The organism is Galbitalea soli, from assembly GCF_010686725.1.
Taxonomy (GTDB): Bacteria; Actinomycetota; Actinomycetes; order Actinomycetales; family Microbacteriaceae; genus Galbitalea; species Galbitalea soli.
Map to the genome: position 1 here is coordinate 759,061 of NZ_JAAGWZ010000001.1, position 11,284 is coordinate 770,344.

The following is an 11,284-nucleotide window of genomic DNA, read 5'->3' on the forward strand; positions in this document are numbered from 1 at the left end:
GTCAGTCTCCGGCCTGTGCCGCGGCGTGCGCCGTCGCGATCTGCGCGGTCGCCAGATCGGCGGTCGCGAGGTCGGCGTCCTCGGGAACAGGGCTGTCGCTCAGACCGAATCCGTGATCGACGGTCCAGCTCATCCAGACCTGCGCGCCGACGTTGACGACCGGGCCGAACACCATGTTCTGGGCGAACACGATCATGGGACCGATGTGCGGCACCTCGACCACGTACTGGGTGCTCACGCCGCTGAAGGACACGTCGACGACGCGTCCGGGTCCGATCACGTTGACCCCCGTGGTGGGAGCCGGCGCCTCGGTGAGCAGCGAGAGCTTCTCGGGCCGGACACCGATCGTGATCGTGCCGTCGTGCACCTGCGCGCGGCTCTTCGGCACGACGATCTGGGCGCCCGCGACGGTGACCGTGATGCTCTCGGAGTTGCTCGCGGTCACGGGGCCGGTGAAGAGGTTCGACTGCCCGAGGAAGTTGGCCACGAACGCCGTCTTCGGCAGCTCGTAGAGCTCCTCCGGCGCGCCCATCTGCTCGATCTGGCCCTTGTTCATCACCGCGACGGTGTCGGCCATGGTCATGGCCTCCTCCTGGTCGTGGGTGACATGCACGAAGGTGAGGCCGACCTCGTTCTGGATGTTCTTGAGCTCCAGCTGCATCTGGCGTCGGAGCTTCAGATCGAGCGCCCCGAGGGGCTCGTCGAGCAGAAGCAGCGCCGGGCGGTTCACGACGGCGCGCGCGAGGGCGACGCGCTGCTGCTGCCCACCGGAGAGCTGCTGGGGCTTGCGGGCGGCGAGGTGATCGAGCTCGACCAGACGGAGGGCCTCGTGGGCCTTCGCGATCGGGTCGGTGATGCGGCGTCGACGGAGCCCGAAGGCGACGTTCTCGAGCACCGTCATGTGCGGGAAGAGCGCGTAGCTCTGGAACACGGTGTTGACCGGCCGCTGGAACGGCTTCGTCGACGTGACGTCCTTGCCGCCGATGAGAATCTGACCCGAGGTGGGTTCCTCGAGACCGGCGACGAGGCGCAGCGTCGTCGTCTTGCCGCAGCCGGAGGGGCCGAGCAGGGCGAAGAACGAGCCCGCCGAGATCGTGAGGTTGAGATTCTCGATGGCCGTGAAGCCGGGGAATCGCTTGTGGATGCCGACGAGTTCGAGGTCGGCGCCGGACTCCGCGAAGATGCCGCCGGCCATCAGGCGCCGAGACCTACCGCTTCGAACGCACTGTTGTAGCGGGTGTTCTCGGCGTTCGTGAGGGTGCGGAAGAGCTTGACCTGGGAGAAGGTGTCGGCGTTGGGGAAGATGAGTTGGTCATCCACCAGGCTCGGGTCGATCTTCTTCATCGCCTCCTGCGCTCCCTCGACCGGCGTGATGTAGTTCACGTAGGCGGCGACGGTCGCCGCGACCTCGGGCTCGTAGTAGTAGTTGATGAGCGTCTCGGCGTTCGTCTTCTTCTTCGAGCCGATCGGGATCAGGTAGTTGTCGCTCCACAGGGTGCCACCCGTCTCGGGAATGACGAAGCCGAACTTGTCGGAGCCGATGTCGGCGTTGATCCCCTCCACATCGCCCGACCAGACGATCGCGGCGAGCGTGTCCTCGTTCTTGAGGTCGTCGGCGTAGGAGTTTCCCTTGATGTTGCGGATCTGACCGCTGTCGACCTGCTTCTTGAACTCCGCGATCGCCGCGTTGAACTCCTTGTCGCCCCACGACTTGCTCGAGATGTCGACGCCCTGCTCGAGCATGATGAGCCCGATGGTGTCGCGCATCTCGGACAGCACGCCGATGCGCCCCTTGAGGGCCGGATCCCACAGATCGGAGACCTGCTTGATGCCCTTGGGAAGCTTCTCCTTGTTCCAGCACAGGCCGGCGAAACCGCTCTGCCACGGGACGGAGTAGTTGCGACCCGGGTCGAAGTCGGGGTTCTGCAGGCGGGGAGCGAGGTTGGAGAGGTTCGGGATCTTCGCGTGGTCGAGCTTCTGCGTGTAGCCGAGGTTGATCCAGCGGCTCACCATCCAGTCGGTGAGGCAGACGGTGTCGGCACCGATGTCCTGCCCGAGCGCGAGCTGGTCCTTCACCTTGGCGTAGTAGCTGTTGTTGTCGTCCACGGCGATGTCGTACTTCACCTGGATACCCGTCTCCTTCTCGAAGGCGAGGAGGGTCGGGTACTGCTTCTGGTCGTTCTGGTCGAGGTACAGGGCCCAGTTGGCCCACGTCATCGTCTTGTCGGTCGCGGAGATGTCCTTCGCGGGCTGGAGCTTCTTGGCGCCGCCGATCGGGGCGCAGGCGGCGAGCGCAAGGGCCGCGGCACTCGCGGCGGCGCCACCGAGCATCGTGCGTCGCGTGACCTGCGAGGCTCGAATCTGCTGGACCAACTGGCGGATCATCGGATCTTCGGGCAGGGATCTCATGGGGGCCTCTCCTTCGCGGGCAGCAACCGGCAGGTACGCGCGCCGTTTGCGCGTGGCTCGATCCTGTCACAGCACGAGCGTCGGCGTCAGTAGGGAAAGAGCAAATCACCCACTTTGTAACAAGAATTTCACGAAATCAGCACGGATCAGGGCGAATTTGATGCGGATTCGTTGGTTCACGCAACTGATCGCACTGGGCTGTTCCGCGTCGCCGGTCATCGAAGGCGCGCCCGGGCGAGTCGGCCGGACGGGAGCAGCACCCACAGGGGGCGGGTCGCGGCGGGCCACGGCGGCGGGAGCTCGCGCACGCGGGTGAGCATCCGGATGTCGGCGTGGGAGCAGCCGTCGAACACGACTGTGGACTCCCCCGCCCGATACGCGCTCGCCCACCCACCGAACCACTCGTCCGCGGTGTTCACCGGGGGTGCCTCCACCGCGGTGTCGGCGAGCACGGCGGCGATGAGCTCTCTCGTCTGCGGCGGTCGGGCCGAGACGACGAGGAGCTTCGGCGTGGTCGCGATCACCACGTCTGACACGTCGAGCGCCGCCTCCCGCGATGTGACCGGCAGAGCCCGATCGTCAATGAGGGCGAGCTGCACCCGGGCGCCCTGCCACTCCCCGCGTCCCGGCGGAGCGTCAGCGAGGTGGAGCGCGGCGGTGCCCCCGGCGAGGACGTAGTCGCTGCGCCCGGGCATCCGCAACAGCAGGCGCGTGCCCGCGACGCTGCCGACCCCGTGGGCATCGGACGGGATTCGCTGCATCGTCGCCACCGTGACGATCCCGCGGGACGGACCCTCGCGCAGCACCCGGATCAGGCGGTCGACCAGCTCGCCGCGGTACTCGATCGGGCAGGCCGCGATGGCGGCGTCGACATCGTCGGCGAGCAGCAGGGTCGACCGCTCGGGAGACCCCGGAGATGTCTCCGCGACGTCAGCCGAGCTCTCCGGAACACGCACGGGGTCGTCATCCAACGCCCACGTCACCGCATCCCACAGCGTGGAGTAGTCGGCGCCCACCCTGACGACGCGCACCCCCGGGGATCCCGCAGCCACCGCGGCGAGCAGCTCGGATTTGCCGGAACCGTGCGCGCCCAGCACCAACAGCGGCCCCATGCCGCTCGGGTCGTAGCAGGCGGTGCGCTGGGTCTGCTCCTCCGGCAGGTCGAGGAGTCCGATCGGGATTCCGGGCCTCGACGGCGGGGGAAGATCGCCCAGCGCGATCCGCGCCGGCAGCGGAGGGCACCATGGCCTGCGGGGCGGCGGTGCCGCGGACGCCGGAACTCTCGCCGCCGCGATGTCGGTGTCGGCAGACAAACCGAACTGAACGAGGGCCATCTCGCCCCCGATGACCCCCACGACGCCGAGTCCCTTCCGGCTCGGCCGGATCTCGGCGGCGTGGGTGTCGCCGATCACGGCGACGCTGTCGGCGGCGCTCGCCACGCGCAGGCACACCCGCAGCGGGGCGTTCGCGAACACCGCCTCCCGGATCACCCCCGCCGGACGCTGCGTGCACAGAATGAGATGGATGCCCAGCGATCGGCCGCGGGCGGCGATGTCGGAGAACAGCGCGTGCAGCTCCGGATCAGCGGCAGCGAGCGCCGCGTACTCATCGACGACGACCACGAGTCGCGGAAATGGCAGCCCGCCCGCTGCCTGATCGAGGGATCGGAGGCCGTGGGCGGCGAGCTCCGCCTCGCGATGCCGGAGTTCTGCGCCCAGGCTCGCGAGCGCGCGACGACACTCCTCCGCGTCGAGATCGGTGATCACGCCCACGCAGTGCGGGAGATCGCGGATCGCGTCGAACGTGGCGCCTCCCTTGAAGTCGACGCCGAGGAAGGTCACCTGCTGTGGACTCCGACCGCGCAGCATCGCCAGGATCCAGGTGATGAGGAACTCGCTCTTGCCGCTGCCCGTCGTGCCGCCCACGATCGCGTGCGGTCCATCGGAGACGAGGTCGACGACCGTCGGCCCCGAGGCGCTCACACCGACCACCGCGGCGAGGTCGGTCTCCGAACCGACGGAATCCGCGAGCGCGGCGAGCGCGGCGAAGCCCACCGCCGGAGGCAGCGCATCGACACCGTGCCGAACGGACTCGATCTGCGCGCGCTGCGCGAGAAGTTGGGCCGCTGCCCGGCTCTCCTCCTCGCCGAGCAACTGAAGCCGTAGCGGGAGCGGAGCGACCATCTCCCCCGCAGGGACGTCGCCATCGTGGCGCAGCACGGTGGCGTCGCCGCCCGCGCTGCAGGCCACAACCGTGCGGACGGTTCTGCTCACGACGGCGTCGGGCGGTACCGTCGTCACGACGACCTCACTGCCGTCGTGCCGGAATCGCACCTCGTGCGTCGTGCCCCGCGAGGGCGAGTGCGGCAGGTGCAGGGCCCACTCCCAGCCGTGCCGGGGCAGCTCGATGCTCCACGACGCGGGCGACAGTGCGATCGCGAGCTGGACGACCACCGCCCGCGCCACCGCCACCGCCGCGATGCCATCGCCCACGACCGCGATCCCCCCGCGCGCGTCGACGCTGAACGGCGCACCCTGCAGCACCGCGGCGTGTTCGACGAGACGCTGCAACTCGGCCGCGACGGGCGCTGCCTCACGGGACGAGAGGGACGCGCTCGCGTAGTCGAGTGCGCTCCGCGCGGCGGCCGTGCCGAGCCGCACCGGTAGCGGTCGTGCCGCGTCACCCGTCCACCGTTCGGGATCGTGCCCCACCCGCCGCAGGAGCTCGCGCACGGTCGGTTCCGCTCGCTCCCGCCCCCGACGCTCGTCATCGTGTGCCTCGTCGATGGCGCGCTCGACCTCAGCGCATTCGGCGCGGAATCGCTCGTGCTCCCGCCGTCGCTGGGAGCGGCCGCGCAGCCGATCGTCACCGACGCTCGCGACGGCCAGGAGGGGCCCCAGCGCGGCGAACGCGAGGGTGAACACGGACCGCGTCAGCATCCAGAGCGCGATCGCCACGACGACGGGTGCGACCGTCGCCAGGATCGGGAAGCCGCGCGGCGGTGAGGTGGCGGGCGGTACCGGGTGGTCGAGTCGGACGGGACGGGCGGGCACGTCACCATTGCAGCCCGGGGCGGGAGGTCATCCGGCTGGTTCACGGCTCCCTGTGGAGAACTACCGCACCCAGTCGGCTGGGGAGGAGCCGTCAGCTGATGATGAAGAACTGCTCGGCGATGTCGACGCGGGTTCCGCGCACGATCCGATAGCGCCGACCGGCCGCGAGACGCCGTGGTGCCGCACCCGGCTCACGCAACACCGAACCGTTGCCCGAGTACCGGTCGCTCACCCAGAACGATCCGGCCTCCTGGCCGAACTCGAGGTGGGTCTTCGAGACGGACTTGCCGGGGTCGCGGATCACGACGAGGTGATCGTAGTACTCGCCCGGCTGCGGAGTCGGGTTGCGGCCGATGAGTCCCGAGCCGAACACGCTGATGCTCTCACCGGTGCTGAACTGCAGGATGAACCGCTCCCCCTGCTCCCGGCGCGGCACGATCAGCGTCTGTTCGATGTCTCCGACCGGCCCGGTACCGCCATCGCTGTGCTCGAGACGCGGTGCCGTGTGGCCGACCGGTTCGTCGACGACCGGCGGCGCGAAGGCCGACGGCGCAGGGGCGGCGGCGAACGGGGAGACGAGAGAGTCGAGCGGCGGAAGCGGGTCGCGGTGCTCCGGCACGTCGACCGGCGTCGGGGCGCCCGGTTCGTCCTCGCCCCAGCGCAGCACGGCGGGCTTCGCCCCGGCGATCAACTGGGAGTTCGGCCGCGGCAGCGGGTCGATGGCGCGGGTGTCACCGGGCGACGGCGGAGAGGACAGCGGGAAAGGGGCCGAGTCGCCCAGCACGGACGGCGGCTTCAGCGCGGGGGGCGCGATCGGCGCGCCCTCCGGCGGGTGCGGCATCACCGCGGGCGCGGCCACCGCGGGCCGGGGTGGCGACGGCACCTCGAGCACTGGCGGCGACGGCACAGAGGGAGCGGGCGATGAGGGAACCGAGCGCGAGAGCGCGGGGGGCGCATCCGCCGTCTCGTCGCTGCCGGCCTGGATCGAGATGGTCCGAGCGCTCACGGCACGGCCGCACTCCCCGCAGAACATGGCCCCCTCGGGCAGGGCCGTGCCGCAGACCTCGCAGTTCACGACGGGCGCCTCCTCGATGTGCTCATGGTTTTTGTCACTATAACTTCCTGAGCGACCGCAGCGAGACGCGCGCACGGAAGCGCTGCCAACGGGAGCGCCCACGGTCGAGCGACGCGCTGAGCTCGCGAACGGATGACCACACCAACGCCACCTCGTCATCCCCCGGTTCCCCCGGCGCGAAGACCGCGCGGTCGGCCACCGTTGCGAGCACGGCGGTACGGGTGCCTCCGACGGCCTGTGCGACCTCGGTGCGCGTCGCGGCGGCCGGCGGCTGGATTCCGTGGTCGAGCACCCGATCCTCGAACTCCTGCCAACCGCCGCTGATCCGCTGCACCGCGGTGCCGCGGAGCCGACGCCGGCGCCGACGGGTGAGCTTGGCCACGATGATGGCGAGGAACGGCGACGCGATGACGAGGAGTCCTACGAGCACCCAGCCCGAGATCTGCGCGATGAGCAGCACGAGGGCCAGCACCGGGTCGTCCTGCGGCGGATTCTGCTGCTGGGTGTCGGGGGCGGGAGCCGAGTCGAGCGGGTTGGTGTCGGTCGTGACCGGGGGCACCACGCTCTGCGGTCGCGCCACGGTGTTCGGGTCCTTCGGCGGCTCGGGTGGGATCGGGCGCACCGGCGGGTTGGGGTCGATCGTGACCCAGCCGTACTGCGCCGTGTCGACCTCGATCCAGGCCGAGATATCGCGTCCGCGGAGCTGGATCGTGCCGCTCCCCGCGGACTCCGGCACGAAGCCCATGACGACCCGGGAGGGGAAGCCCAGCTCGCGCGCCATCAGGGCGGCGGCGACGGAGTACTGCTCGGCGTCGCCGATCATCCGCTGATCGGTCAGCAGTTCGTTGATGCGGTCGACGCCGTGGCCGGAGCGACTCGCCGGCTGGGCCGGGTCGACGCCGTGGCTGATGTAGCCGTTCTTGCGCAGGCCGGCGATGGCGGCGACGAGCTTGTTGCCCTGGCCGTCGATGCCGTCGGTGTAGGAGGAGAGCACGCTCCCGAGCTCCGCGGGGACGGCCCCCAACGCCGGGACGGTGGCCGTGCCGGGATCGGCGGACGCGAGCTGGGCGTCGGAGGGTTGAGCGGGCTCCAGCGCGGTGAGATCGTAGCTGTCGCCCGTCGCGAGGCCGCCCACGACGGCGGCCGTGCCCGTGGTCCCGTTGTAGAAGAACGAGTCGCGGAGTCCCGCGGAGGCGCCCTCGAAGGTGACGTTCTCCAGGTCGCCGACGGTGGGCATCCACACGCCGCTGTACGCCTGCACCTGCACGTGGACGGACACCCGCTTGCCGGTCACCCCGGCCTGGTCGAAGAGGTAGGGCACGCGCGTGAACGACCCGCTCGAACCGTCGACGGCCGCGCTGCCCACCGAGTAGACGATGCCGTCGTAGCTGTCGAGGGTGGCGATGCGCACGCGCGCCCCGCTCGGCAGGCCCTGCGCGGTGAGCATCACGGAGTCGACATCGGGTTGCTGCCAGTAGCTCCGGAAGCCGCTCAGCGGGGAGACGTAGTCGCGTGGTTCGAAGGGCTGTTCCACGCTCGTGCGAACGACGTCTCGCGCACCCGCCGGCGGCAGGAGGCGGGAGGCGCCGACCGCGGTGACGCCCGCGAGCAGCAGGATCACGCCGGCCCCGGCGACCGTGCGCACGGCGACGAACCGCGTGTCGGACCGCGCCTCGATCCGCGTGATGTTCGAGTCGCGAAGCTGGGTGGCCAAGGCCCGGATGGCGCGCCGACGCCGGTACACCCGGTGCCAGATGATCGCGAAGAGCGTCGCCGCGAAGAGCCCCAGCGAGAGTGCCACCGGCCAGGTGGCGGTGGTGGGACCGAAGGCGATCGCGGCGATGAACAGCACAACCGGCCCGAGGACGGCCAGCTCGCCGAAGCGGGCGCGGAGCGCGGTGGAGAGCGACACGACCGTCAGCACGAGGATGAGCGCGAAGAACGGCACGAGCAGTGCCTCGTACTGGCCCACGGGAAGGGTGATGGTGACGAGCTGCTTCCAGCCCAGCGCGACGCCGGTGGCGAGATCGCGAAGGCCGTCCAGGGACGGGATCACGCCGTTCACCGCCTTCGCGGGCACGGCGACCGGCACCCCGAGCACCACGAACGCGACGATGGTCGCCAGCGCGACGACCGGGGCCGTCCAGCGATAGATCGCCCCGAACACGGCGACGAGCGATCCCGACAGCACCGCCGCCACCACCATGATGACGAGACCCGTGCTGCGATAGATGGGCCACAGCGCGGTCGCCGCGATCGCCATCGCGAGCCAGAGCAGCAGCGTGTTGGCCGCGATGAACCCCGGTCCCGGACGACGCATCAGGCCGCCGCCGATCGGGCGAGCGACTTCTGCAGGTCTTCGAGATAGCCGATGGTGAGGATGCTCAGCCCTGCCACCCGACGGAATCCCGGGATGCTCTCCGGGTCGCACACCACCGCGACGACCTCGACCCCGACGGGGAACTTGGTGGACGCCGATCTCAGCTCGGACGCCGTGACGCCCGAACCGCACACGAGGAAGGCGACGGAGATCCCGGCGACCTGCTCCCCCGCGACGCGCGCGACGTCGGCGATCGCGAGGGCAGTGGGGGCGCTCTCCACGACCGCGAGGTCGTCGAGGAGCCTCGCGCGGGTGACCGTCGAGAGCGGCCGAACCGCGAGCAGCTTGCGCTTGGCGAACTCGGGCGTCGTCTCGCTCACGAGCACCGACACGGTTCGCGCGTCGCGGATCGCGCGGATGCCCAGCGAGCCCGCGACGCTGACCGCGAGTTCGAACTCCTCGTCGTTCGCGTAGTCCCCGGTCGCGAGGCTGAGGGCGACGACGAGGTGACTGCGCCGGGTCTCCTCGAACTGGCGCACCATGTAGCGGCCGGTCTTGGCGGAGGACCGCCAGTGGATGTAGCGCCGTTCATCCCCCGGCTGGTACTCGCGCAGCGCATGGAACGACACGTCGCTGTTGGTCAGGTCGCGCGTGGGATTGCCCTCGAGGTCGTGCACGAACCCCGTGCTCGTCGAGGGGATCGCGATGGTCTTCGGGTGCACGAAGAGCGAGCGCTCCTCCGTCCACACGAGTTCGCGGCGCACGAGCCCGATGGGGTCGGCGCGGATGGTGCGCACCGGCCCGACCGGCACGATGCCGCGACGGGCGGTCGGGATGGCGAACTCGTGGATGAACACCGCCTCCTTGCGCAGGTTGGGCAGCACGACCTCGGCGAGCCCCGCGCCGATCGGGATCTCGATGGTGGAGCCGAGCACGCGCCGCGAGCGCGGGTTGACGACCGTGACCTGCCCCGACGCACCCTCGCCAACGACGACGCGGGAGTGCGGCACACGCAGCTCGATCGTGATCGGGCTCCGACCCACGAGGTAGATCGCCGCCACCACGGCGATGACGAGCCCCGCCCAGGCGACGAGCACGAGTTCCATCCAGCCGAGACCGTATCCCGCCACGAAGGCGGCGGGGACGACCACGATCATCGCCCAGCCCAACGGAGTGAGCACATTGGAGATCCTGCCCGCGACGCGAGCGAGCGCCCGCCCGGCGACGCCCGACAGCCGCACGACCTCGACGACGAGGTCGGCGACGGGGCCGGTGCGCGTTCCGACGATCCGGGTGCGCGCGTTCGTGAGGCCCTGCGTCTCGGTCGAGAGGGTGGATTCCGATCGGGCCGCCCCGCGCGCGCTCGTGCGCGAGGCGGTGCGTGACGCCGCTCTCGTCGAGGTGCGGCCGGATGCCCGTCCCCGTCGGCCGCGCGCGGTGCTCTCGCGGTTCGTCACACGGCTTGCCGATCGCTCGGCGGCGCGGTCTCGATGAGGAGCTGGCCGATGACGCTCGATCCCGTCACCCCGTCGAACTCCGCCTCCGGATCGAGCAGCAGGCGGTGGGCGAGCACGGGCTCGGCCAGGATCTTGATGTCGTCGGGGATCACGTAGTGACGCCCGTTCGCCGCCGCGAGGGTCTTCGCCGTTCGGATGAGCGCGAGAGCGCCGCGCACGCTGACGCCGAGCCGCACCTCCACGGCGGACCGCGTCGCGTCGATGAGCCGGGAGACGTAGTCGTTGATCGAGGGGTCGACGTGCACCGTGCGCGCCTGTTCGGAGAGTGCGATGACCTCTGCGGCGCTCACCACCGGCGGCACGACGGTCTCGTGCGCCTTCACGGCGGATCCCTCGAGAATGCGCAGCGTCGAGGTGTGATCGGGGTAGCCGATCGAGGCCTTCATGAGGAAGCGGTCGAGCTGCGCCTCGGGCAGACGGTAGGTGCCCGCCTGCTCGATGGGGTTCTGGGTCGCGATCACCATGAACGGTCGGGCGACCTCGTGCGAGATCCCGTCGACCGTCACCCGGGTCTCCTCCATCACCTCCAGCAGAGCGGCCTGCGTCTTGGGGCTGGCTCGGTTGATCTCGTCGGCCAGCACGATGTTCGCGAAGATCGGGCCGGCGTGAAACTCGAACTCGTTGCTGCGCTGGTCGAAGATGCTCACGCCGGTGATGTCGCCCGGGAGCAGATCGGGCGTGAACTGCACGCGGCTGCTCGTGCCGCGCACGCTCTGCGCCATCGCGCGCGCCAGCGAGGTCTTGCCCGTTCCCGGGAAGTCCTCGAGGAGGAGGTGGCCCTCGCTCAGCAGGGCGGTGAATCCGAGCCGGATCACGAAGGTCTTGCCCAGCAGCACCTGGTCGACGTTCGCGACGAGACGGTTGAACGTCTCCGAGAACGCAGCGGCCTGCTCCGGTGTCATCGTCATGG

The 11,284-nt window shown here is 70.2% G+C and carries 7 protein-coding genes; all 7 read right to left on the minus strand.

Translation table 11 applies throughout. The features are described from left to right. Position 1 precedes the first annotated feature (1 nt). On the minus strand, positions 2-1,195 hold the full coding sequence (locus G3T37_RS03580) for an ABC transporter ATP-binding protein (protein WP_163472081.1): 1,194 nt from the start codon (positions 1,193-1,195) through the stop codon (positions 2-4). Further along, complete coding sequence (locus G3T37_RS03585; protein ID WP_163472082.1) at positions 1,195-2,409, minus strand: ABC transporter substrate-binding protein; 1,215 nt, start codon at positions 2,407-2,409, stop codon at positions 1,195-1,197. The genes G3T37_RS03580 and G3T37_RS03585 overlap by 1 nt, the downstream gene beginning before the upstream one ends. A 215-nt stretch (positions 2,410-2,624) precedes the next feature. After that, a complete protein-coding gene (locus tag G3T37_RS03590) occupies positions 2,625-5,462 on the minus strand; it encodes an FtsK/SpoIIIE domain-containing protein (RefSeq protein ID WP_163472083.1) in 2,838 nt (945 codons plus the stop codon). A 91-nt stretch (positions 5,463-5,553) separates the two neighbouring features. Next, positions 5,554-6,537, minus strand: coding sequence for a zinc ribbon domain-containing protein (locus tag G3T37_RS03595; RefSeq protein WP_163472084.1), 984 nt, complete (start codon positions 6,535-6,537; stop codon positions 5,554-5,556). Between the two features lie 37 nt (positions 6,538-6,574). Next, positions 6,575-8,857, minus strand: coding sequence for a transglutaminase family protein (locus G3T37_RS03600; RefSeq protein WP_163472085.1), 2,283 nt, complete (start codon positions 8,855-8,857; stop codon positions 6,575-6,577). Beyond that, the gene (locus G3T37_RS03605; RefSeq protein ID WP_174247724.1) at positions 8,857-10,314 is read right to left on the minus strand and encodes a DUF58 domain-containing protein; all 1,458 of its coding nucleotides are present in this window, start codon (positions 10,312-10,314) and stop codon (positions 8,857-8,859) included. Before G3T37_RS03605 ends, G3T37_RS03600 begins: the two co-directional genes overlap by 1 nt. Next, positions 10,311-11,282, minus strand: coding sequence for an AAA family ATPase (locus G3T37_RS03610; RefSeq protein WP_163472086.1), 972 nt, complete (start codon positions 11,280-11,282; stop codon positions 10,311-10,313). Before G3T37_RS03610 ends, G3T37_RS03605 begins: the two co-directional genes overlap by 4 nt. Positions 11,283-11,284: the final 2 nt, after the last annotated feature.